Here is a 23,720-nt window from a genome sequence, read left to right on the forward strand (position 1 = left end):
CTTGCCGCGATAGTACGCCTGTGGGGGCGGGCCGCCAGCCCCCCGCCGGTATACTACGCGGCCCGCGGCGGACCCCCGCCGGCCTGCGCCTACGATGTCCATGCCCCAAGCTCCCGCCTCCGCCAATCCCAAAGTCGGCTTCGTCAGCCTCGGCTGCCCCAAGGCGCTGGTGGACTCTGAGCGCATCCTTACCCAGCTGCGGGGGGAGGGCTACGATCTGGTGCAGACCTACGACGACGCCGACGTGGTGGTGGTCAACACCTGCGGCTTCATCGATTCCGCGGTGGCCGAATCGCTGGATGCGATCGGCGAGGCCATGGCCGAGAACGGCAAGGTCATCGTCACCGGCTGCCTGGGCAAGCGCGCCGACGTGATCCGCGAAGCGCATCCGGGCGTGCTGTCGATCAGCGGCCCGCAGGACTACGCCAGCGTGATGGACGCGGTGCACGCGGCAGTGCCGCCGACGCACAACCCCTTCGTGGACCTGCTGCCGGACTACGGCCTCAAGCTCACGCCCAAGCACTACGCTTACCTGAAGATTTCCGAAGGCTGCAACCACCGCTGCAGCTTCTGCATCATCCCGTCGATGCGCGGCGACCTGGTCTCGCGCCCGGTCGACGAGGTGCTGCGCGAGGCCGAGAAGCTGGTGCGCGGCGGGGTCAAGGAGCTGCTGGTGGTGTCGCAGGACACCAGCGCCTACGGCGTCGACCTGAAGTACGCGCCGCGACTGTGGGGCAACAATGTCTACGAGACGCGGATGAAGGCGCTGTGCGAGGGCCTGTCCACGCTGGGCGTGTGGACGCGCCTGCACTACGTGTATCCGTACCCGCACGTCGACGACGTGATCCCGCTGATGGCCGAGGGCAAGGTGCTGCCGTACCTCGACATCCCGTTCCAGCACGCCAGCCCGCGCATCCTCAGGCTGATGAAGCGGCCTGGCGCGGTGGACAAGACGCTGGAGCGCATCCAGCGCTGGCGCGCGATCTGCCCGGACCTCACCCTGCGCAGCACCTTCATCGTCGGCTTCCCCGGCGAGACCGATGCCGAGTTCGAGGAGCTGCTGGATTTCCTCGACGAGGCGCAGCTGGACCGCGTGGGCGCGTTCGCCTATTCGCCGGTCACCGGCGCCAAGGCCAACGAGCTGCCGGACCCCGTGCCGGAAGCGGTGAAGCAGGAGCGGCTGGCCCGCTTCATGGAGCGGCAGGCGGCGATTTCCGAAGCGCGCCTGGCGGCAAAGGTCGGCACCGTGCAGCGCTGCCTGGTGGATGCGATCGACGGCGAGCTCGCCATCGCCCGTTCGATGGCCGATGCGCCGGAGATCGACGGCCTGGTGCAGATCCAGGACGGCCGCGAAGCCGGCCTGGTGCCGGGCGAGTTCGTCAACGTGCGGATCATGGGCAGCGACGAGCACGACTTGTACGGGGAAGTCGAGTACAACGACTGAGCCGCGGCATACTCCCGGCGTCCCCGCCGAGGAGTGCCCGATGTCGCCGTCGCATCTGTTCAGTCGCCTGGCCAAGTGGGCCTCGCGCGCAGCCGGCCGCCCGCTTGGATTCGCGCTGGCCGTGCTGGTGGTGCTGGCCTGGATCCTCACCGGGCCGCTGTTCGGTTTCAGCGACACCTGGCAGCTGGTGATCAACACCGGCACCACCATCGTCACCTTCCTGATGGTGTTCCTGATCCAGAACTCGCAGAACCGCGATACCGAGGCGATCCAGCTCAAGCTGGACGAGCTGATTCGCGCCACCCGTGGCGCCCACAACGCGCTGCTGGACCTGGAAGAGCTGGAGGAGCGCGAGCTGGATGTGTTCCGCGCCCGTTACGTCGCGCTGGCGCGCACTGCGCGCGAGCGCGACGACGAAGAAGCCGACCGCGGCACGCCGGAAGTCATCGACCCGCGCTGAACGCCCCTGCAGCAGGCGCGTGGCTCAGACGTCCAGCTGCATCCCCGGCCGCGCCAGCACCGCCTGCACGCCGTGGGCCTCGTGGATCTCGCCGGCCAGCGCCTCGCGCGCAAGGTCCTCGCCGTGCACCAGCGCTACCGGCGGCGGCGTGCTGAAACCGGCGTACCAGTCCAGCAGGCCGTGCTGGTCGGCGTGCGCGGACAGTCCGCCCACCGTGTGCCGGTGGGCATTCACGCGCACGTCGTAGCCGTGGATGCGCACCCAGCGCGCGCCGTCCACCAGCCGCCGGCCGATGGTGCCCTCGGCCTGGAAGCCGACGAACACCATCCGCGTCTGCCGCTTGGGCAGGCACTGGCGCATGTGGTGGAGGATGCGGCCGCCGCTGGCCATGCCGTTGCCGGCGATGATGATCGCGCCGCCGTGGATGCGGTTGATCGCCATTGATTCCTCGGCGGTTTCGGTGACGCGCAGGTTGGGCAGGCGGAACGGATTGGGCGTGCCGCGCCACACCTCGCGCGCTTCGGCGTCGAACAGGGCGTGGTGGCGGTCGTACACCTGCACCACCTTCGAAGCCATCGGGCTGTCGAGGAAAATCCGCCAGCGCGACATGTCCCAGTCGTTCCAGTGGCGGGCGAACCAGTACAGCAGCTCCTGCGTGCGGCCCACCGCGAACGCCGGGATCAGCACGTTGCCGCCGTCGCGCCAGGCAGCTTCGAAGATCTCGCCCAGCTCGCGCACGGTTTCGTCGCGCTCGCGGTGGTTGCGGTTGCCGTAGGTGGATTCCAGCAGCAGCAGGTCGGCCTCGGCGATCTGCACGGGATCGCGCAGGATCGGCGCGTTGCGCATGCCGAGGTCGCCGGAGAACACCAGTTTCCTGCCGTCGGCCCACAGCTCCACGATGCTGGACCCGAGGATGTGGCCGGCATCGCGGAAGGCGACCTCGATGCCGGGGAACAGTTCGGTACGCGTCGCGTAGGGCAGGGGGCGCAGCTGCGAGAGCGCGCCGCGCACGTCCTCGCGGGTATACAGCGGCATCGCCTTCGGCTGGCCCGGCTTGCGCTTGCGGTTGCTGCGCTCGGCGTCGTTTTCCTGCAGCGTGGCCGAATCCATCAGCATGATCGGCAGCAGGTCGACGGTGGCTGCCTGCGCGTAGATCGGGCCGTCGAAGCCGGACAGGGTCAGCCGCGGGACGCGGCCGACGTGGTCGATGTGGCCATGGCTCAGGATCAGCGCATCGATGCTGGCGGGGTCGAACGGGAACGGCGCGAAGTTGCGTTCGTCGGCTTCCGGGCTTCCCTGGACCAGCCCGCAGTCGATCAGGATGCGCCGGCCGGCGGCTTCAACCAGATGCATCGAGCCAGTGACTTCACCGGCTGCTCCGTGGAAATGCACGCGCATGCGCTTGTCCGTTCCGTTGCGTTGCCGCAGGTTAACCCAGCAACCCCCACTTCCGGCAGATGGCGATGCGCGCGCGGGTGCGGCAATGTATGCCGCCTGCAAAACGGGAAACCACCCATGCGTCTGCTTTCCATCGCCTGTGCGCTCGCACTGGGCACCGCGGCTTCCGCCGCCCCGGCCGCCACGCCCGCCCCGGCCGCGGCCGCCGTCCCCGGCAGCGAGGCCATCGCCAGCAAAACTTTGGCCAACGGGCTGAAGATCATCGTCTGGCCGGACCACGACATCCCCAACGCCAACTACTACACCTTCTACAAGGTCGGCAGCCGCAACGAGCGCGCCGGCATCACCGGCCTCGCGCACTTCTTCGAACACATGATGTTCAACGGCACCACCCGCCGCGCGCCGGGCGAATTCGACCGCACCATGGAGGCGGCCGGCGGCAGCAACAACGCCAGCACCAGCAACGACCTGACCATCTATACGGACTGGTTCCCGTCCAGCGCGCTGGAGGCGATCTTCGACCTCGAAGGCGACCGCATGGCCAACCTGTCGTTCGACCCCAAGGTGGTGGAAAGCGAGCGCGGCGTGGTCTACAGCGAGCGCCGCTCCAGCGTCGACAACGACAGCATGGGCACGCTGATGGAGCAGATGCAGGCCACCGCCTACGTCGCGCATCCCTACCAGATCCCCACCATCGGCTGGCCCAGCGACATCGAGCGCTGGAAGACCGAGGACCTCAAGCAGTTCTTCAAGACCTACTACGCGCCCAACAACGCGGTGCTGGTGGTGGCGGGCGATGTCGAGCCGGCGCAGGTCTTCGCGCTGGCCGACAGGTACCTGGCCGCGCTGCCGCGGCAGCCGGAACCGACCCCGATCACCACGGTGGAGCCGGAGCAGCTGGGCGAGCGTCGCATCACCGTGGAGCGCGGCGATGCACAGTCGCCCATCCTGGCCTACGCCTTCCACAGCGGCATCGGCGCCGGCAGCAAGGACTATCCGGCGCTGGAACTTTTGACCACCATCCTGGCGCAGGGCCAGTCCTCGCGCCTGCACCAGCGGCTGGTCGAGCGCGAACAGGTGGCGGTGGATGCCGGTGCGTTCGCCGAGGCCGGTTTCGACCCGGGCCTGCTGTGGGTCTACGCGATGCTGCCGCCCGGCGGCGACCTGGCGAAGGCCGAGGCGCTGCTGGACGAGGAACTGGCGAAGATCGCCCGCGACGGCGTGACCGCCGCCGAGCTGGACAAGGCGCGCAACCTGAAGTTGTCCGCGTTCTGGCGCGGCATGGCCACCATCAACGGCAAGGCGCGCGCACTGGGCACCGCCGAGGTGTTCGAGGGCGACTACCGCAAGGCCTTCGACGAACCCGCCGCCTTCGAGGCCGTCACCGCCGCCCAGGTGCAGGCGCTGGCCGCAAGGATCCTGCGCAGGCAGAACCGCACCACCGGCCTGCTGCAACCCGTCGCCGCGCCCGCGGCCAACAAGGAGGGCGTTTGATGAGCGGCCTGCGTTTCGTGTTCGCGGCGCTGGCCGCATTCGCCTTCGGCAGCGCCACGGCTGCTGCCGACATCAAGCTGCCGGACTACCAGACCGTCCGGCTGGACAACGGCGCCACCCTGCTGCTGACCCCACGCAAGGACGTGCCGATGGTCGCGGCTACCGTGCTGGTGCGCGGCGGTGCGCTGGCCGACCCGGCCGGCAAGGAGGGTACCGCCGGCCTGCTGGCGGAGATGCTGTCCAAGGGCGCGGGCAGCCGCGATGCGCTGGCCTTCGCGCAGGCGGTGGATGGCGCCGGCGGCAACCTCGACTTCGGCAGTTCCAGCGAGGCGCTCACCGCCAACGCGCAGTTCCTGTCGAAGGACACCGGGCTCATGCTGTCGCTGCTGGCCGATGCGCTGCTGCGTCCGGCGATGGCGCCGGCCGAGTTCGACAAGCTGCGCAAGCGCGCCATCGACGGGATCGCGAGCGCCAAGGATTCCGACCCGCGCCGGCTGATCGGCCTGTATGCCAGCGGCTGGTTGTTCCGCGGGCATCCCTATGGGCGTCCGGCCGGTGGCGACGAAACCAGCTTGGCCACCGTTACCCTGGACGACCTGCAGGCGTTCCGTCGCCAGCAGATGGGGGGTGACCGCCTGATCATCTCGATCGCCGGCGACTTCGATCCTGCCGCCGTGACCGCGCAGGTGAGGCAGGCGTTCGGCGGCTGGGCCAAGGCGGAAGGCGCATTGCCGCAGGTCGCGGCGAAGGCCCGGGAAAGCGGTCGCCGTGTCCTGCTGGTCGACAAGCCCGGCGCCACCCAGACCTATTTCTCGCTGGGCAACGTCGGCAGCCAGCGCAGCGACCCGGCCCGTGCCGCGCAGGATCTGGTGCAGACCGCGTTCGGTGGTCGCTTCACCTCGATGCTCAATACCGAGCTGCGGGTGAAGTCCGGCCTGACCTACGGCGCCAGCGCGCAGCTGCCGCGCCCGCGCCACCCGGGTGCCGCCCAGATCACCAGCTTCACCAAGACCGATTCCACCAAGGCCGCGATCGACCTGGCCATCGCCACCCTCGACCGCCTGCACAAGGACGGGCTGGACGCCGCCACCCTGCAGTCGGCCAGGAACTACATCGCCGGACAGTTCGCGCCGAGCATGGAAACCGCGCCGCAGTTGGCCAGCGCCATCGCCTGGCTGGCCCTGTACGGCGACGGCCGCGACTACATCGACGGCTACCTCGGGCAGGTGGCCGCCGCCACGCCGGCGCAGGTGGCAGAGGCGCGCGCGGTGTTCCCGGCCAGTGGCGACCTGGTGATCGTGGCGATCGGCGATGCGGCGAAGATCCGCACGGTGATGCAGGGTTACGGCCCGGTCACCGAGATGAAACTGACCGATCCGCGCTTTTCACCCTGAACGCGGGGCGGTGCCGGCGGCCATGACCTCCGGCACCCTCCCGCGCGTCGGGCAGCCGATACAGTCCGAAGACGCGGCCAGGTGCCGCGTCTTTTTTTCATTCCCGCCTCGCCGGAGCCGCCTGCCGTGAACACCCCGAAGTCCCTGCTGCTGTCCCTCGCCATCGCCACGGCGCTGGGCGCCTGCCAGAAACCGGCCGAACCGGCCGCCAACGCCGGCGCGGGCGACGCCAAGGCCGATCCGGCCGCCTACACCCTGGACGAATCCAAGCTCCCGCCGGTCAACCGCTTCCTGCCCGGCGACCTGGATCCGGCGAAGAACGCCTGCGCCGACTTCGGCGGCTACGTCAACGGCAAGTGGCTGGCCGCCAACGCGATCCCGGGCGACCGCACCAGCTGGGGTGCGTTCGAAATGCTGGACGAACGGTCGCAGGCGGTGCAGCGCCAGCTGGCCGAACAGGCCGCGGCCAGGGCCAACGCCAGCGGCATCGACAAGATCGTCGGTGATTTCTGGGCCGCCGGCATGGATGCGGCGAAGATCAACGCGCAGGGCATCGCGCCGCTGCAGTCGCGGCTGGACGCGATCGCCGCGCTCGACAGCCAGGACAAGATCGCCGATTACCTGCGCAGCAGCGCAGCCAAGGGCGAGAACCTGCTGTTCGGCTTCGGTCCCGAAGCGGACTTCAACGACCCGTCGATGAACATCGCCTACGCCGCCCAGGGCGGCCTGGGCCTGCCGGATCGCGGTTACTACTTCGACAAGGACAAGGCGGACAAGCTTGCCGCCTACCAGGCCCACATCGCCAAGGTGCTGGAGCTTTCCGGCGTCGAGGCTGCAGATGCCGCGGCCCAGGCCAAGGACGTGGTGGCCTTCGAAACCCGGCTGGCCAAGGTGTCCAAGTCCAGCGAGGAGATGTCGCGCGACGTCTCGCTGTACTACAACCCGGTCAGCCCGGCCGACGCCGACAAGCTGACCCCCAACTTCCCGTGGACGAAGTTCTTCGAGGCCCAGGGCATCGCGGCGCCGAAGATGTTCTCGCTGGCCATCCCCGCCTTCCACCAGGAGGTCAGCAAGATGCTGGCCGAGGTACCGGCCGCGCAGTGGCAGAGCTACCTGCGCTTCCATACCGTGGACGGCGCCTCGCCGTACCTGGCCGATGCGTTCGCCAACGAGCACTTCAACTTCTACGGCAAGGCCATGCGCGGCCAGAAGGAGATCAAGGAGCGCGGCAAGCGCGTGCTCGACACCCTCAACAGCAGCGCCGGCGAGGCGCTGGGGCAGATCTACGTCAAGGTCGCGTTCTCGCCGGAAGCCAAGGCGCGCATGCAGGAGCTGGTGAAGAACCTGTCGGAGGCGCTCAAGGTGCGGATCGGCGGGCTGGCCTGGATGGGTGATGCGACCAAGGCCAAGGCGATGGAGAAGTGGGCGAGCTTCACGCCCAAGATCGGCTACCCGGACAAGTGGCGCGACTGGAGCGGGCTGGCCACCAGCCGCGACAGCTATATCGGCAACGTGCTGGCCGCCAATGCCTTCAATTACCAGTGGATGCTGGGCAAGATCGGCAAGCCGGTGGACCGGACCGAATGGGGTATGAGCCCGCAGACGGTCAACGCCTATTACAACCCGCTGCAGAACTAGATCGTGTTCCCGGCCGCCATCCTGCAGCCGCCGTTCTTCGATCCGGCGGCGGACGACGCGCTCAATTACGGCGGCATCGGCGCGGTGATCGGCCACGAGATGACCCACGGCTATGACGATCAGGGCAGCCGCTTCGGCGCCACCTGCAAGTTCGAGAACTGGTGGAGCCCGGAGGATGCCAAGGGCTTCTCCAGCCGTACCGACAAGCTGATCGCGCAGTTCAACAGCTACCTCGCCGGCCCCGGCCAGTACGTCAACGGCAAGCTGACCCTGGGCGAGAACATCGCCGACCTGGGCGGCCTGGCCACCGCCTACGACGCCATGCGGAAGGCCACCGAAGGCAAGGACGACCCGAAGGCCGACGGCCTGAGCCGCGACCAGCGCTTCTTCCTGAACTGGGGCACGGTGTGGCGCCGCAACTTCACCCCGGAAGAACTGAAGGTCCGGCTGACCACCGACCCGCATGCGCCGGCCAACTTCCGCGCCATCGGTGCACCGTCCAACCTGCCGGCCTTCGCCAGCGCATTCGGTTGCAAGGCGGGCGATGCGATGGTGCGGGCGGACGGCCAGCAGGTGGTGATCTGGTAACGCCTGGCGGCGCGTCCTAGCCGACAATTCCCGCCGGAATGCGGATGCATCCGGCGGCATCGCCGGCTGGGCGGGACGCCGCGCGGATGTTAGTGTCGCGCGCCAATACCATTGCACCCACTGCGGGCGGAGAACGGCGTGACGGATTTGCTGCGGAACATGCGCCTGCGCACCGGCGGCGATGGCCCCTGGTGGCGGCCGCGCGTGTCCACGGAAGCGCTGGCCGCGCTGGCCAGCATCTGGTTCGCGCTCGTCCTCAACGGTCCGCTATGGGACGCGGTGCGGGCCGGCAGCGGTTCCCTGCGGGTGCTGCTGTCGCTGGGCGTGGCGGTGTTCGCGCTGCAGGCGCTGCTGTTCGGGCTGCTGTGCTGGGGCAGGCTGGCACGGCCGGTTCTGGCCCTGCTGCTGGTGGTGAGTGCGTTCGCCCACTGGTACATGACCCGCTACGCGGTGGTGCTGGATCCGGAAATGATCCGCAACGTGCTGGCAACCGACGTGGCCGAGAGCCGGGAGCTGGTATCGGTACGGATGCTCCTGCATGCGCTGCTGCTGGGCGTGCTGCCGGCCGTGGCGGTGCTGCTGACCCGCCCGCTGCCGGCGCGCAGTTGGCGGCGCGGGCTGCTGCGCCGTGCCGGCTTCCTGCTGGCGATGGCGCTGTTGGCCGGCGGCGCATTGGCAGCCTCCTCGCAGGGTGTGTTCTCGCTGATGCGCAGCGATCCCTCCCTGCGTTACCGGATCACTCCCGGTAACTACACCGTTTCGCTGGTGCGGGTATTGAAGCCCTCGAAGGCGAGGGGGCCGGTGAAGGTGGTCGGCGCCGATGCGCACCGGCCGCCCGCGGCGCTGGCACGCAAGCCGCGGCTGCTGGTGCTGGTGGTCGGCGAAACGGTGCGCGGCGACCATTGGGGACTGAACGGCTACGGCCGCCAGACCACGCCGGAGCTGGCGGCGCGCGGGGTGGTCAATTTCCCCGATGTGACCGCCTGCGGCACCAGCACCGAAGTGTCGCTGCCGTGCATGTTCTCCCCGTTCGGGCGCGAACGTTACGACCGCGACGCCATCCGCGGCCACGAATCGCTGCTCGACGTCGCCGCCCGCGCCGGCGTGGGCGTGCTCTGGCGCGACAACCAGTCGGGCTGCAAGGGGATCTGCGTGCGCCAGCGCTCGGAGACGATGGGGCCGTCCGACGCCGCCGCGCTGTGCGCGGACGGGCGCTGTTTCGACGAGATCCTGCTGTCCGGCCTGCAGGCCCGGATCGATGCCGTCCCGGGCGATGCACTGATCGTGCTGCACATGCTGGGCAACCACGGCCCGAACTACTTCGAACGCTATCCGCCGAAGTTCGAACGTTGGACGCCGGTCTGCCGCACCGCAGAGCTGGGGCGCTGCACGCAGCAGGAAATCATCAATGCCTACGACAACGCGATCCTCTATTCGGATGCGGTGCTGGGGCAGTTGATCGACCTGCTGGCGCAACAGCAGGGCCACGACGCGGCGATGCTGTACCTGTCCGACCACGGCGAATCGCTGGGCGAATACGGGCTGTTCCTGCACGGCGCGCCGCACGCCATCGCGCCGAAGCCCCAGCTGCATGTGCCGATGACGCTGTGGATGTCGCCCGGTTTCGTCGCCGGCGAGCGGCTTGACGCCGCCTGCCTGCGCGAGGCGGCGAAGCGGCCGGCCAGCCACGATCACCTGTTCTCGACCGTGCTGGGGGTGTTCGACGTGCAGACGTCGGTGTACCGCCCTGAACGGGATCTGCTGGGCGCCTGCCGGGCGCGCTGAAGCGCAGCGGACAGTTGTCAGGAAACCGTCAAGAAAAGTCCGTCGCTGCCGTTGACGTGGCAAGGGAGCGGATCGGGCCGCGTTGCCCTTGCGGTCGGTCGTGGCGGTTTCGCCGGGACGCGCGGCTGGTTCCGGTCCGGTGTCCACAACCTCCGCAGGTCCATACCATGTCCAAATCCCCCGCTTCCCGCAGCGGCAGCGTCGCCACCCGCCTGATGCTGGGGGTCGCCCTGATTGCCATCGCCGCGTTCGGGCTGACCGCCGCGGTGAGCTACTGGAAGAGCAGCCGCGCGCTGCTAGCGTCGGCGCAGGGTGCGCTGGAGAACCTGGCGCAGTAAGAAACCCAGCGCGTCGCGGTGGAGATGAGCCAGTCCTATGACGCGGTGCAGACCCTCGCCGAGAACCTGAAGACCCAGCGCGGCCAGGTCAGCCGCGCGGTGGTCGACGAGACCTTCAAGCAGCAGGTCGAGATGCATCCGGAGCGCGCCGGCATGTGCGTGCTGTTCGAACCCGACGCCTTCGACGGCAAGGACGCGGAGTTCGTGGATGCGCCCATGCACGACGCCACCGGCCGCTTCATGAGCTACTACGCGCGCGTCGATGGCAAGGTCGTGGGCGAGCCCCTGCGCGACTATGAAGACCCGAAGCTGGGCGAGTGGTACGTCACTCCCAAGACGCTGAAGCGGCCGGTGATCATCGAGCCCTACCCGTACCAGGTGGGCGGCAAGACCCTGATGCTGACCACGATTGCGATTCCGATCATGGAAGGCGACCGCGTGCTGGGCGTGGTGACCTCGGAATTCGAACTGTCCACCCTGCAGCAGCGGGTTGCGCAGCTGCGCCCACTGGGCGAGGGCCGCGCCGAACTGCTGTCGCCGATGGGCACGGTGGTGGCGTCGCCGGACGCCGCCAGCATCGGCAAGAAGCGCGAGGACGCGACCACCAGGGCGATCCTGGCCGCGACCGAGGAGGACCGGCTCTACAGCGACTTCAATGCCGACGCACAGGGCATGGTGAAGGTCTACGCGCCGCTGCGCGTGGGCGAGAGCAACCGCCGTTTCGCGCTGGGCGTGCTGGTGCCGCGGGCGCTGCTGACCGCGCAGGCGCGTTCGCAGCTGGTGCTGGTGGTGCTGATCGGCCTGCTGGCCGCGGTGGCGCTGTGCGCCGGCCTGTACCTGGTGCTGCGCCAGCTGGTGCTGCGGCCGCTGGCGGAGGCGGTGCGGGTTTCCGGCGACGTGGCCGACGGCCGGCTGGACACCCATATCCCGCAGGTCGGCAACAACGAGCTGGGCCGGCTGCTGCAGGCGCAGCGGCGGATGGTCGACCAGCTCAAGGCACGCTCGGAACAGGACCGGGCGCGGGCCGCGGAAGACCTGCGCATCCGCACCGCGCTGGACGAAGTCAGCACCAGCGTGATGATCGCCGATGCCGACCTCAACATCATCTACGGCAACAAGCCGCTGATGAAGATGCTGGGCGAGGCCGAGCAGGACCTGCGCCGTGACCTGCCACAGTTCGACCTGCGCACGATGATCGGCAGCAACATCGACATCTTCCACAAGCATCCGGCGCACCAGCGCCGGCTGCTGGGTGAGCTGCGCGGGACCCACCGCGCGCAGATCACCGTGGGCAACCACATCCTGCGCCAGCTCATCAACCCGGTCACCGACGCGCAGGGCCAGCGCGTTGGCTACGTGGTGGAGTGGGACGACCGCACCGAGGAGGTGCGGATCGAAGGGGAGGTCAGCGACATCATCCGCAATGCGGTCGATGGCGACCTGTCCGGGCGGATCCCGCTGGATGGCAAGCAGGGCTTCCTGCTGCAGCTTTCGGGGCAGATGAATGACCTGCTGTCCGCCATTTCCGGCAGCGTCGAGCAGGTGTCCACCGTGCTGCGCGCGCTGTCGCAGGGCGACCTGACCGCGCGCATGGATGGGGACTTCCGCGGTGTGTTCGCGCGCATGCGCGACGACGCCAACGCCACCGTGGCCCAACTCACCGGAATCGTGTCCGGCATCCAGCAGGCCGCCGGAAACATCAATGCCGCCGCCAGCGAGATCGCCGCTGGCAATGACGACCTCTCGCGCCGCACCGAACAACAAGCGGCATCCCTGGAGGAGACCGCGGCGTCGATGGAGGAGCTCACCTCCACCGTCAAGCAGAACGCCGACAACGCACGCCAGGCCAACCAGGTGGCGCAGGGTGCGGCGCAGGTGGCGGCGCAGGGTGGCCAGGTGGTTGACCAGGTCGTGACCACCATGTCGGCCATCGACGCCTCGTCGAAGAAGATCGCCGACATCATCAGCGTGATCGACGGCATCGCCTTCCAGACCAACATCCTGGCCCTGAACGCGGCGGTGGAAGCCGCCCGCGCCGGCGAGCAGGGCCGCGGCTTCGCGGTGGTGGCGGGCGAAGTGCGCGCGCTGGCGCAGCGCAGCGCCGGCGCGGCCAAGGAGATCAAGCAGCTGATCGAGGAGTCGGTGGGCAAGGTGACCGACGGCTCGACGCTGGTGCGCCAGGCCGGCAGCACCATGCACGAGATCGTGACCTCGGTGTAGCGGGTCACCGACATCATGGCGGAGATTTCCGCGGCTTCGCAGGAGCAGAGCTCGGGCATCGAGCAGGTCAACCGCACGGTGACCCAGATGGACGAAACCACCCAGCAGAACGCGGCGCTGGTGGAAGAGGCCACCGCCGCGGCCCGTTCGATGGAAGAGCAGGCGCGCCAGCTCAGCGCCGCGGTGGCCGCGTTCCGGCTCCAGGGCGGACCTGTCCTATAACGGACCGCGCCGACTCATCCGCAGGGCGTCGCGGCGGCGCTCCCGCGGGTTGCATCGGGCCGCAACCGTGACCGCCATCGCCGTTCCGGCGGGTGGCCCCCAACTCCCCCGGCAGAGCGCCGTTATCCGGGGGCGAGGCCGTGCGGCCGCGTCCGGACAGCGGCCGCGGCGCGTCGCTGTGACCGGACCTCCCCCACTCGAACAAGACAAGGCATGTCCATGCAACTCAAGAAACTATCGATCGCGCTGGCGCTCGGCTTGGCACTCGCGCAGGGCGCCCAGGCGCAGGATGGAGAAGAACGCTTCAAGCTGAGCGGGTTCGGCACGCTCGGCATCGCCCATTCCAGCGAAGACAAGGCCGACGTGACCCCGGATTTCCAGGTCGACCGCGGCGTAGGCGCCAGCGACGCTGTCTCCGGCCGGCTGGACTCGCGCATCGGCGTGCAGCTCAACGCCGGATTCAGCGACAACTTCAGCGGCGTGGTGCAGGCCGTCAGCGAATACGCGGTGACCAAGTCGTATCGCCCGGAACTCACCCTGGCGCACGTCAAGTACCGCTTCTCGTCGGCCTTCAGCGCCCGTCTCGGCCGCATTTCCGCGCCGCTTTACATGCTGTCCGAGTACCAGCGCGTCGGCTACGCGATGCCGTGGGCCCGTCCGCCGCAGGAGGTCTACAACTACCTGCTGCCGATGGATGGCATCGAGGGGCAGTACAACATCACCGCCGGTGAAACCGTCATCGGCATCCAGGGCTTCTATGGCCGTATCGACTCCGAAAAGGCCGACGTCAACGCGATGCGCGGGATGGCGGTGACGGTCGACAAGGGCGCGTCAAGTTTCCGCGTCAGCCACATCCTCGGCCGCGTGCAGTACGTCACCGCCGACATCGACGCGCTGTTCAACACCTACCGCAACCTGCCGATCCCGGCGCTGGCGGCGGCGGCGGCGCGGCTCGACCCACGCGACATGGACGGCAGCTTCAGCGGCATCGGCTACAGCTACGACCCGGGCGACTGGTTCCTGCGCAGCGAAATCATCCGCGCCGACTACGCGCCGTCGATCAGCGGCAAGACCACCTCGGGCTACGCCAGCGTGGGCTATCGCCATGGCAGCCTGACGCCGTCGCTGACGGTGGCGCACGTGGACGTGCGCGGGCAGGAAATGCCGGGCGCGCTCGACCCGTTCGGCCTGCTCAACGGCGCCGTCGCCAGCAACAACGCCAACCGCCACAGCTACTCGGCGGCGCTGCGTTGGGACGTGCGCGACAACGTCGCCATCAAGTTCCAGGCCAGCCGCGTCCAGAACCATTCCGGCTCGTTCGGCAGCCTGGACAACCTGCAGCCGGGCTTCCAGCCGGGCCGCGGCTACAACCTGCTGTCGGCCTCCGTCGACTTCGTCTTCTGAGGTGAGCCCATGACTATTACTTCTAAGCGGCGCATGCTCCTGCTCGCCGCGCTGTTGACGGCCACCTCGGTGGCGCAGGCCGGCGTGGTGGTGGTGATGTCGTCGAAAAGCGACGTGTCCTCGCTGAGCAAGGCGCAGGTGGCACAGATCTTCATGGCCAAGACCGACGCCCTGCCCAACGGGCGGGTCGCCAAACCGGTCGACCAGGCGGAAGGGTCGGCCGTGCGCAACGAGTTCTACGACAAGGTGGCCGACAAGTCCGCCGCGCAGATGAAGGCGTACTGGTCGCAGCTGACCTTCACCGGCAAGGCGCAGCCGCCACGCAAGGTCTCGGGCGATGCGGCGGTCAAGGCCGCGCTGGGCGAAAACCCGGCGGCGATCGGCTACATCAGCGATGGCGCCGTCGACGGCAGCGTCAAGGTGGTGTTCAAGCCCTGATCCCGACGGATCGATGCCGGGCAAGCCCGAGCCCGCGTCGCGCCCCGCGACGCGGGCTTTTTTCATGCCAGCAGACGCTTCACCTTGCGCAGCGCGGCGATGAACGCGTCGATTTCCTCATGCGTGTTGTAGAACGCAAGCGAAGCGCGGCAGGTGGTGCCCACGCCCAGCCACTGCAGCAGCGGGTGCGCGCAGTGCTGGCCGGAGCGCACCGCGACGCCTTCGAGATCCAGCAGGGTGGCGAGGTCGTGCGAATGCGTGCCCTCGATGGCAAAGCTGATCACCGCGGCCTTGTGCGCGGCAGTGCCATACAGGCGCAGACCGTCGATCTTGAGCAGTTCTTCGGTGGCGTGCGCCAGCAGCGCCTGTTCGCGCGCGGCGATATCGGCCATCCCGATGGAGGCCAGGTAATCGCAGGCCGCCCCCAGGCCGACGTGGCCGGCGATATTGGGCGTGCCCGCCTCGAACTTGTGCGGGCCTTCGTTGAACACGGTGCCGTCGAAACGCACTTCCCGGATCATCTCGCCACCGCCGAGGAACGGCGGCATCGCATCGATGTGCTCACGCCGCGCCCACAGCGCCCCGGTGCCGGTGGGCCCGCTCATCTTGTGGCCGGTGACCGCGTAGAAGTCGCAGCCGATGGCGGGAATATCCACCGGCATGTGCGGCGCGGCCTGCGAGCCGTCGACCACCGTGGTGATCCCGCGCTTGCGCGCCTCGCGGCAGATGTCGGCAACCGGGTTGATGGTGCCAAGCACATTACTGACGTGGGTCAGCGCCAGCAGCTTCACCTCGGGCGTCATCGCCGCGGACAGCGCATCGAGGTCGAGGCTGCCGTCCGGCAGCAGTTCCGCCACCTTGATGGTCGCGCCGGTGCGCTGGGCGATGAGCTGCCAGGGCACGATGTTGGCGTGGTGCTCCATCCGGGTGACGAGGATGGCATCGCCCGCCTTCAGCTGCGGCAGGCCCCACGAATACGCCACCAGGTTGATGGCGAAGGTGGTGCCGCTGCACAGGATCAGCTCGTCGGTGCGCACGTTGAGGAAGCGCGCCAGCTTGCCGCGTGCGCCTTCATAGGCCTCGGTGGCCTCGCTGCCGAGTGCGTGCACCGCGCGGCTGACGTTGGCATTGTGGCGGCGGTAGAAGTCGTCGGTGGCGGCGATCACCGCCTCGGGCTTCTGCCCGGTATTGGCCGCATCGAAATAGATCAGCGGTTTGCCGTGGACCTGCCGCTGCAGCAGAGGGAAGTCCCTGCGCACGGCCGCCCAGTCGATCGCCGATACCGTTTCCATGTTCACGCGCCCAGCCTCGCCAGGGCGCGACCCAGCGCGGCGTCGGCCAGCGCGCGGCTGGGGCCGTCGCCGATGGCGTTGACCACCTCGCGGCAGAACGCGCCGGTCAGCAGCGCGCGCGCCTGCACCTCCGGCAATCCGCGCGAGCGCAGGTAGAACAGAGCGGTGGGATCGAGCTGGCCGACCGTGGCGCCGTGGGCGGCTTTGACCTCGTCGGCGTGGATTACCAGCACCGGCTGGGTGTCGATCTCCGCCTCGTTGGACAGCAGCAGGTTCTTGTTGGACAGGTCGGCCTCGGTGCCGTCGGCGCCGGGGTGGATGGTGATGCCGCCGTGGAAGACCGCGCGCCCGCGCTGGCCGGCCAGGCCGCGCCAGGTCAGGCCGCAGCGGTTGTCGCGGGCAAGGTGTTCGATGCCGAGGCGGGTATCCACGTGGCGGCGGCCGTCGGCCAGCAGCACGCCATCGGCCCGCAGCGTGGCGCCATCGCCCTCCAGCCGTACGTTGAGTTCGTGGCGCGACAGTGCCGCGCCCAGCTCCAGGTCGGTGCGCGCATAGCCGGCGTCGCGCGCCAGCACCGCGTCGGTGCGGGCGAACAGGCTGGCGCGCGCGGCGGCATCCTGCACGCGCACGTGCGACAGGCGTGCGCCGTCGGCCACGTGTGCATGCAGCAGCCCATTGCCGAGGTGGGCATGCTCGCCCGCAGCCAGTTCATGTTCCACCAGTTGCAGCGCCGCGCCTTCGCGCAGCTCGATGAAATGCCGCAGGTGCCAGGCCGCATCGCCGCCGTCCTGCGGCGCGCCGACATGGACGATGTGCAGGGGGGATTCGACCTGCACCCCGGCGTCGACGCGGACCACCACGCCTTCGCGCGCCAGCGCGGCATTGAGGCGGGCGAAGGGTTCGTCGATGCGCTGGTAGCGGCGTTCGAGGAAATGGACTGCGCGCGGATCATCGCCTTGCAGCAGCCGCGACAGCGGGCCGACTTCGATGCCGACGGGCAGCGCCGACACATCGCTCAAGACTGCATCGAAATGACCATTGACGAAGACGATGCGTGGTGCGGGAATCGCGGCCAGCAGCGTGGGATCGATAGCCACCGCCGCGGCCTGCGCGAAGCTGCGGCGTTCCAGCTGGCGCAGCGAGGTGTATTTCCAGCTTTCCGCGCGCTGCGGCAGGCCGTCGCGCAGCACCTCGTCCAGCAGCGCGCGGCGGGTGGCGTCGCCCTCGAAGCCAGCGGCCAGCGAGTCGAGCAGGGCGCCCATCAGGCGGCCTCCGGCGCCAGCCGGTTCCTGATCCAGTCGTAGCCGTGTTCTTCCAGTTGCAGTGCCAGCTCCGGGCCGCCGCTCTCGACGATGCGGCCATTGGCCAGCACGTGCACCACGTCCGGCTTGATGTAGTCGAGCAGGCGCTGGTAGTGGGTGATGACGAGGAAGGCGCGTTCGTTTGATCGCTGCGCGTTGACGCCGTCGGCCACCGCCTTCAGCGCATCGATGTCGAGGCCGGAGTCGGTTTCGTCGAGGATCGCCAGCTTCGGCTCCAGCAGCGCCATCTGGAAGATCTCGTTGCGCTTCTTCTCGCCGCCGGAAAATCCTTCGTTGACGCCGCGATGCAGCAGCTCGTCCTTCAGGTGCAGCACCGCGAGTTTCTCCCGCACCTTCTTGAGGAACTGCATCGAGTCGAGTTCTTCCTGCCCGCGCGCCTTGCGCTGGGCGTTGAACGCCGCGCGCAGGAAGTAGGTGTTGTTCACGCCGGGGATTTCCACCGGGTACTGGAAGGCCAGGAACACGCCGGCGGCGGCGCGCTCCTCGGGCTCCAGCTCCAACAGCGGCTTGCCGTCGAACTCGATCGTGCCGGCGGTGACCTCGTAGCCGTCGCGGCCGGCCAGGATGTTGCCCAGCGTGGACTTGCCGGCGCCGTTCGGGCCCATGATGGCGTGCACTTCACCTGCCGCAACAGAGAGCGAGAGCCCCTTGAGGATTTCCTTGCCCGCAACGGTGGCGTGGAGGTCGGTGATCTTGAGCATGTGCGTTTCCAATAGGTTCTTTCGAGTCCATCCCCTGCGGGGATGGAGAAAATCAGCCGACCGCGCCTTCCAGCGTCACGTCCAGCAGTTTCTTGGCTTCCACGGCGAATTCCATCGGCAGTTCGCGGAACACCTGCTTGCAGAAGCCGTCGACGATCATCGACACCGCGTCCTCCTGGCCGATGCCGCGGCTGCGGCAGTAGAACAGCTGGTCGTCGCTGATCTTCGAGGTGGTCGCCTCGTGTTCGACGGTGGCGCTGGGGTTCTTCACCTCGATGTAGGGGAAGGTGTGCGCGCCGCAGGTCTTGCCGATCAGCAGGCTGTCGCACTGGGTGTGGTTGCGCGCGCCGTCGGCGCCGGCGGCGACCTTCACCAGTCCGCGGTAGGTGTTCTGGCCGCGTCCCGCGCTGATGCCCTTGCTGACGATCTTCGACTTGGTGCGCTTGCCGATGTGCACCATCTTGGTGCCGGTATCGGCCTGCTGGTAATGGTGGGTGAGCGCCACGCTGTGGAACTCGCCGGTGGAGTCGTCGCCGGTGAGGATGCAGCTGGGGTACTTCCAGGTGATCGCGCTGCCGGTCTCCACCTGCGTCCACGTCACCTTGCTGCGCGCGCCGCGGCATTCGGCCCGCTTGGTGACGAAGTTGTAGATGCCGCCGACGCCGTTCTCGTCGCCGGGGTACCAGTTCTGCACGGTGGAATACTTGATCTCGGCATCTTCCAGCGCCACCAGCTCCACCACCGCGGCGTGCAGCTGGTTCTCGTCGCGCATCGGCGCGGTGCAGCCCTCGAGGTAGGACACGTGGCCCTTGTCCTCGCAGATGATCAGGGTGCGCTCGAACTGGCCGGTGTGGCCGGCGTTGATGCGGAAGTAGGTGCTCAGCTCCATCGGGCAGCGCACGCCCTTGGGGATGTAGACGAAACTGCCGTCGGAGAACACCGCCGAATTGAGCGCGGCGAAGTAGTTGTCGCCCACCGGCACCACGGTGCCGAGGTACTTCTTCACCAGTTCCGGGTGGTTGAGGATGGCGTCGCTCATGGAGGTGAAGATCACCCCGACCGCGGCCAGTTCCTTCTTGAAGGTGGTGCCGACGCTGACCGAGTCGAACACCGCGTCCACCGCCACCCCGGCCAGCTTGGCGCGCTCGTGCAGCGGCACGCCCAGCTTGTCGTAGGTGTCCAGCAGTTCCTTTGGCACCTCGTCCAGTGATTTGTACTTCGGGCCCTTGGGCGCGCTGTAGTAGCTCAGCGCCTGCAGGTCGATCGGGCCGATCTGCAGCTTCGCCCAATCGGGCTGGCGCATGGTCAGGAAGTGGCGGTAGGCCTCCAGCCGCCACTGGGTCATCCATTCCGGCTCGTGCTTCTTGGCCGAAAGCGCGCGGATGATGTCCTCCGACAGACCCGGCGGCAGCGAATCGGTTTCGATGTCGGTGATGAAGCCGGCGTCGTATTTGCGCCCCAGCTGGGCGTGGATCTCGGCGTTCTGCGGTTCGTTCATGGGGGTGTTCCTCAGACCTGCGCCAGGCGGGCGGGGATGCGCCCGCGCGCGGGTCGTTGCGGTGGTTCCAGCATCTGCGCCAGCGAGATGTTGCCCAGCGCTTCGGCCACCACGTCGTTGATGCGGCGCCAGTTGGCCTGCACGCCGCAGCTGTGCGCGATCCCGCACTGGCCGCTGGGCACGCTGCACTCGGTCATACCCAGCGGGCCTTCCATCGCCTCGACGATCTCGACCAGGCTGATCGCAGCGGCCGGGCGGGCAAGCCGGTAGCCTCCATTGGCGCCTCGGAAGCCCGCCACCAGCCCGGCGGCGGCCAGCGGCTTGAGCACCTTGGCCACGGTGGGCGCTTCCAGTCCGGCACGCTCGGCCAGTTCCGGCGCGCTCATCACCGCATCCGGCCGGGCGGCGAGCACGGTCAGGACGACGGTGGCGTAGTCGGTCAGCCGGGTGACGCGGAGCATGGCGGGACAGGGCAGGGGAATCTGGACTGAAATTGTACGTTTTAGGGCCGCTGCCGCCAAGTTTCAGCGCCTGACTTGCATCAAGACCCGTTCGATCCAGGCCTGGACCGCATCGGTATAGCTAGAAGGCTGGCCCAGGCTGTCGTTGATCTCCGAATGCGACAGCGCTTCCGGCAGCACCTGCATCGGCACCTGCAGGCTGGCAGCGCGGCCGGCGAACTTGCGGGCTTCGGCGCAGGGTGCGGTGGGGAAGCTCCGGGTGCTGGAACAGACCAGCAGCATCAGCAGTGCGCTGCGTTCAAGCTGCTGTTGCGGCGAAACCGATGCCCAGTAGGCGGGGTCGGTGCCGAACGCATCGCGGTAGAGCTGCGGCAGGCGCGGCTGGCCCATCAGCGCGGGGACATCCAGCGCGCCGCTGTCCAGCGACACCACGCCGAGCGGGCGATGCGCGCCGGCTTGCCGCAGCAGGCCTTGGGGATTGCTGCCCAACAGCGCCACCAGGTGCGCGCCGGCGGAATGGCCCATCAGGATCGTCTTCGCCGGATCGGCGGACCACTCGCGGGCGCGCCGCTGCACCGAAGCCAGCGCGGCGGCGACGTCGCCGGCTTGCACGAGCGGATCCGCATCGGGTTCCATCCGGTAGTTGGCGGACACGAATACGAAGCCGCGCTGCAGCCAGTACGCCGCCTTGTTGCCGACGACGTTGGACATGCGTTTGTCGCCTCGGCGCCAGCCGCCGCCATGGACCATGAACAGGATCGGCGCATCCGGCCGTGCATGAGCGGGCAGGTAGACGTCGTAGCGCTGCCTTGGGTCCGGGCCATAGGCGATATCGCGTTCGACGCGCACACCCGGCGGCAGTGGCGCGCGTTCGCCATGCCCGGCGGCTTCGATTTGCGGCTGCATCCGCTGCAGGATGCGATCGCGAAGTCGCTGCTTCGCCGGTGGCGCCGCTGCGGCGGCCGTGGCGATCAGGCAGAGTGCAAGCAGGCCGGTCGGGATCGGGGAGCGCTGGGACATGTCGGGCATTCCTGCGTCGGTGACACAGCGGCAACGCATCGACGCCAGCGGCGGTTGACGCGCGTGGCGCGCGGCCTCCTCGGGTGACAGCTGTCAGTCGCGATGGCTGACGACGTTCCCTGCCGCCGGCAACACGGCTGCGGAAAATGGGCGGCGTCCAATCCGGACGCAGGAGAGCCCCATGCAGACCCAGACCCGATCCCGCACGGCATTCGCCGACCAGCTGCAGGCCAGCGTGGGAGAACTGATGGAACGCGCGGCCCGCGCCGCCCCCGGTCCGGAGCGGTCGCGGCTGTTGCGCTGGCTGCTGGTGGGCGGCGCCCTCTTCCTGCTCTGGCGGATGGGGCGCGGTGCGAAAAAGTTGTTCTGGACGCTGTTCGGCATCGGCATGGCGCTGTACTGGAGCGGCGCCGCCGGCTGGCTGCTGCGCTGAGCAGGGCTCAGCCGGCGGGTGGCGGCAGGACCAGCTGCAGGTAGGGCGGTGCCGGCCTCTGCCCTGGCGGCAGGAACCCGGGCGCCTTGGTCCCGGCCGGGCCCAGCGCACGCAGGAAGCGGTACAGGGCAAGGCGGTCTTCCGCGGTCATGTCGCGCACGCTGTAGTCCGGCATCAGCGGGCGGGTGTGCAGGTTGGCGGTGTATTCCATCCACCCCGCCTCATCGATGTCCGCGGCCTTCAGGCGCAGGTTGGCGGGATAGGTGGTGCCCCAGGGGCCGTGGAATCCCACCGGCGAGCCGGTCAGCCACTCCTCCTTGGGCACGTTGCCGCCGCGTTCGCCGTAGGCGGGCGTGTGGCAGTCGTTGCAGCCGGCGATGCGGACCAGGTATTCGCCGCGCGCGCTCAGGGCCGCCCCCTGGTTGTCGGCCGGCGGGGGAATGGGGGGGCGAGCGAGGTTTCCTGCGCCGGAACGGTGCAGGCGGCAAGCGCGGACATGGCGGACAGGACTAGCGCGGTGCGGAACAGGGGCTGGAACATGGCGGTTCGGTATCGGGAGGTAGCCGGAAAGACGCAGCTTTCGCGGATGGCCGGCCACGCGGTGACGGGAATCGTTCAGCTGGCACAATGGCCCCTCCCCAAGCCGCGCCGCACCGATGCCGAAGAAGATCGCCACCCGCAAGTCCGCCATCCACGGCAACGGCGTGTTCGCCGCGCTGCCGATCGACAAGGGCGAGCGCCTGATCGAATACAAGGGCCGCCGCCGCACCCATGATGAGGTGGACGCGGGCGACAGCGGCGATATCGAAAGCGGCCACACCTTCCTGTTCACCCTTAACGAGGACTGGGTGATCGATGCCAACTTCGAGGGCAACGATGCGCGCTGGATCAACCACAGCTGCGCGCCCAACTGCGAAGCGGTGATGGTCGAGGACGAGGCCGATCCGAAGAAGTCTCGCGTGTTCATTGAGGCGATCCGCGCCATCAGCCCGGGCGAGGAATTGACCTACGACTACGGCATCACCCTGGCCGAGCGCCACACCCCGCGGCTGAAGAAGATCTGGGCCTGCCGCTGCGGCTCGAAGGACTGCACCGGCACGATGCTCAAGCCCAAGCGCTGAGTGGGCGCGCCACACCGGCGATGCGCCTGCGCTGTGGAAGGTTTACATGACCAATGCCAGCTGTTCGCACGGCAAAGGTGGTGGACCCTGAGGCACCGGCCCCGGCACCGGCAAACGGAGCTTCCCCGCCATGCGTATCCCCGTCCTGCTGGTGTCCGCTTTCCTGTCGATGCCCTGCGCTGCATCCGTTCCGCAAGCGCCGGGGGCCGATGCGTCCCCGGATGCGCCCATCGCCACCCTGAGGCTCGAGCCGTACCGGAAGAGTGTCGCCGTGCGGGTGGAGGCCAACGGTCGGCAGGGATTGTTTTCCTTCGACACGGCCGGCGGGCATACCGTCATATCGCCGGAGTTCGCCGCGCACGTCGGCTGCACGTCCTGGGGCCGCCTGGGCGGCTACAACATGACCGGCACCAGGCTGGACATGGCCCGATGCGACGACGTGCGGTTCAGCGTGGATGGGTTCCCACTGGCCGCGCCGGTCGTCGGCGTGATGCAGGTGGCGCCGCTGATTGCGGCGAACGCGGCGCCGATCGACGGCCTGCTGGCGCTGGACGTCTTCGCTGGCCGGACCATCACGCTGGATTTCGCCGGTGGGCACCTCCACGTCGAGTCGCCCGGCAGTGCGGCGAAGCGCGTCGCCGGGGCCCGGGAAATGCCGGTGCGCCTGTCAAGGGAGGCGCAGGGGCTCGCGCTGGCCGTCAATCTGGAGGTGCCGACGCCGAAAGGCATCGTGCGGTTCGAAATCGACAGTGGCAACGGTGGCACCTTGCTGGTATCCAAGGAATACGCCGCCCAGTTCGGGCTTGATCCCGCGAAGGACGGGCCGCAGGCGGCACGGATCCCGCTGGGTGGCGGCATCGTCGCGGAGGGGCTGGCATTCACCCCCGCGCTGAACATCGACGGCAACCTCGGGATGCCGTTCCTCAAGGACTGGGTGGTGACCCTGGATCTGGCCGCCGGTCGCATGTGGCTGCGCCGCAGCGACGTGCCCGCTCCACCGGGGATGGGGGTGCCACCGGTCCCCGCCGCCGCGCAATGAGGTGAGGTCA

18 protein-coding genes and 2 pseudogenes are annotated in these 23,720 nt (G+C 68.6%); 12 read left to right on the forward strand and 8 right to left on the reverse strand.

The window, feature by feature from the left end:
• Positions 1-100: 100 nt before the first annotated feature.
• Together rimO and ICG51_RS11655 are read left to right on the forward strand one after the other, a co-directional pair.
• Positions 101-1,444, forward strand: coding sequence for a 30S ribosomal protein S12 methylthiotransferase RimO (gene rimO / locus ICG51_RS11650; protein ID WP_190280517.1), 1,344 nt, complete (start codon positions 101-103; stop codon positions 1,442-1,444).
• Between the two features lie 40 nt (positions 1,445-1,484).
• A complete protein-coding gene (locus ICG51_RS11655; protein ID WP_190280518.1) occupies positions 1,485-1,904 on the forward strand; it encodes a low affinity iron permease family protein in 420 nt (139 codons plus the stop codon).
• A gap of 24 nt (positions 1,905-1,928) precedes the next feature.
• Here ICG51_RS11655 and ICG51_RS11660 read toward each other — a convergent pair whose 3' ends face one another.
• Positions 1,929-3,302, reverse strand: coding sequence for an MBL fold metallo-hydrolase (locus ICG51_RS11660; protein ID WP_190280519.1), 1,374 nt, complete (start codon positions 3,300-3,302; stop codon positions 1,929-1,931).
• Between the two features lie 117 nt (positions 3,303-3,419).
• Between ICG51_RS11660 and ICG51_RS11665 the strand changes: the two genes are divergently transcribed.
• From ICG51_RS11665 to ICG51_RS11700, 7 genes and pseudogenes are all read left to right on the forward strand, one after another.
• A complete protein-coding gene (locus ICG51_RS11665) occupies positions 3,420-4,796 on the forward strand; it encodes a pitrilysin family protein (RefSeq protein ID WP_190280520.1) in 1,377 nt (458 codons plus the stop codon).
• On the forward strand, positions 4,796-6,190 hold the full coding sequence (locus tag ICG51_RS11670) for a pitrilysin family protein (protein ID WP_190280521.1): 1,395 nt from the start codon (positions 4,796-4,798) through the stop codon (positions 6,188-6,190). Before ICG51_RS11665 ends, ICG51_RS11670 begins: the two co-directional genes overlap by 1 nt.
• 126 nt (positions 6,191-6,316) lie before the next feature.
• A pseudogene (locus ICG51_RS11675) lies at positions 6,317-8,416 on the forward strand (M13-type metalloendopeptidase).
• Positions 8,417-8,575: 159 nt separating this feature from the next.
• Positions 8,576-10,201 carry a phosphoethanolamine--lipid A transferase gene (locus ICG51_RS11680; protein ID WP_190280522.1) on the forward strand — a complete coding sequence of 542 codons (1,626 nt, stop codon included), beginning with the start codon at positions 8,576-8,578 and terminating at the stop codon, positions 10,199-10,201.
• A gap of 167 nt (positions 10,202-10,368) precedes the next feature.
• Positions 10,369-12,981, forward strand: a pseudogene (locus ICG51_RS14450) (methyl-accepting chemotaxis protein).
• Positions 12,982-13,194: 213 nt separating this feature from the next.
• A complete protein-coding gene (locus ICG51_RS11695; protein WP_190280524.1) occupies positions 13,195-14,385 on the forward strand; it encodes a hypothetical protein in 1,191 nt (396 codons plus the stop codon).
• Between the two features lie 33 nt (positions 14,386-14,418).
• Entirely contained in the window at positions 14,419-14,823 is a 405-nt protein-coding gene (locus ICG51_RS11700; protein WP_190280525.1) for a phosphate ABC transporter substrate-binding protein, read from the forward strand.
• A 62-nt stretch (positions 14,824-14,885) separates the two neighbouring features.
• Here ICG51_RS11700 and ICG51_RS11705 read toward each other — a convergent pair whose 3' ends face one another.
• The 6 genes from ICG51_RS11705 to ICG51_RS11730 all read right to left on the reverse strand — a co-directional run bounded on the left by ICG51_RS11705 (position 14,886) and on the right by ICG51_RS11730 (position 21,117).
• Positions 14,886-16,115, reverse strand: coding sequence for a cysteine desulfurase (locus ICG51_RS11705; RefSeq protein WP_190282466.1), 1,230 nt, complete (start codon positions 16,113-16,115; stop codon positions 14,886-14,888).
• A 2-nt stretch (positions 16,116-16,117) separates the two neighbouring features.
• Positions 16,118-17,377, reverse strand: coding sequence for a Fe-S cluster assembly protein SufD (gene sufD, locus ICG51_RS11710; RefSeq protein ID WP_190280526.1), 1,260 nt, complete (start codon positions 17,375-17,377; stop codon positions 16,118-16,120).
• Positions 17,377-18,138 (reverse strand): Fe-S cluster assembly ATPase SufC, encoded by a 762-nt coding sequence (gene sufC, locus ICG51_RS11715; RefSeq protein ID WP_190280527.1) that lies wholly within the window; start codon positions 18,136-18,138, stop codon positions 17,377-17,379. The genes sufD and sufC overlap by 1 nt, the downstream gene beginning before the upstream one ends.
• A gap of 52 nt (positions 18,139-18,190) precedes the next feature.
• On the reverse strand, positions 18,191-19,636 hold the full coding sequence (gene sufB, locus ICG51_RS11720; protein ID WP_190280528.1) for a Fe-S cluster assembly protein SufB: 1,446 nt from the start codon (positions 19,634-19,636) through the stop codon (positions 18,191-18,193).
• 11 nt (positions 19,637-19,647) lie between these two features.
• Complete coding sequence (locus tag ICG51_RS11725; protein WP_190280529.1) at positions 19,648-20,097, reverse strand: SUF system Fe-S cluster assembly regulator; 450 nt, start codon at positions 20,095-20,097, stop codon at positions 19,648-19,650.
• Positions 20,098-20,160: 63 nt separating this feature from the next.
• Positions 20,161-21,117 carry an alpha/beta hydrolase gene (locus ICG51_RS11730; protein WP_190280530.1) on the reverse strand — a complete coding sequence of 319 codons (957 nt, stop codon included), beginning with the start codon at positions 21,115-21,117 and terminating at the stop codon, positions 20,161-20,163.
• 181 nt (positions 21,118-21,298) lie between these two features.
• Here ICG51_RS11730 and ICG51_RS11735 point away from each other — a divergent pair, with 181 nt between their 5' ends.
• On the forward strand, positions 21,299-21,550 hold the full coding sequence (locus ICG51_RS11735) for a hypothetical protein (protein ID WP_190280531.1): 252 nt from the start codon (positions 21,299-21,301) through the stop codon (positions 21,548-21,550).
• Positions 21,551-21,557: 7 nt separating this feature from the next.
• On the opposite strand, the gene ICG51_RS11740 is transcribed toward ICG51_RS11735, so the two are convergent.
• Entirely contained in the window at positions 21,558-21,875 is a 318-nt protein-coding gene (locus ICG51_RS11740) for a hypothetical protein (protein ID WP_190280532.1), read from the reverse strand.
• 331 nt (positions 21,876-22,206) lie between these two features.
• On the opposite strand from ICG51_RS11740, the gene ICG51_RS11745 reads away from it, so the two are divergent.
• Together ICG51_RS11745 and ICG51_RS11750 are read left to right on the forward strand one after the other, a co-directional pair.
• Positions 22,207-22,671: an SET domain-containing protein-lysine N-methyltransferase gene (locus tag ICG51_RS11745; protein WP_190280533.1), complete on the forward strand. Its 465-nt coding sequence runs from the start codon at positions 22,207-22,209 to the stop codon at positions 22,669-22,671.
• Positions 22,672-22,801: 130 nt separating this feature from the next.
• Positions 22,802-23,710: a hypothetical protein gene (locus ICG51_RS11750; RefSeq protein WP_190280534.1), complete on the forward strand. Its 909-nt coding sequence runs from the start codon at positions 22,802-22,804 to the stop codon at positions 23,708-23,710.
• The last annotated feature ends 10 nt before the right edge of the window (positions 23,711-23,720 follow it).

This window comes from Thermomonas sp. XSG, from assembly GCF_014678725.1.
Lineage (GTDB): Bacteria > Pseudomonadota > Gammaproteobacteria > Xanthomonadales > Xanthomonadaceae > Thermomonas.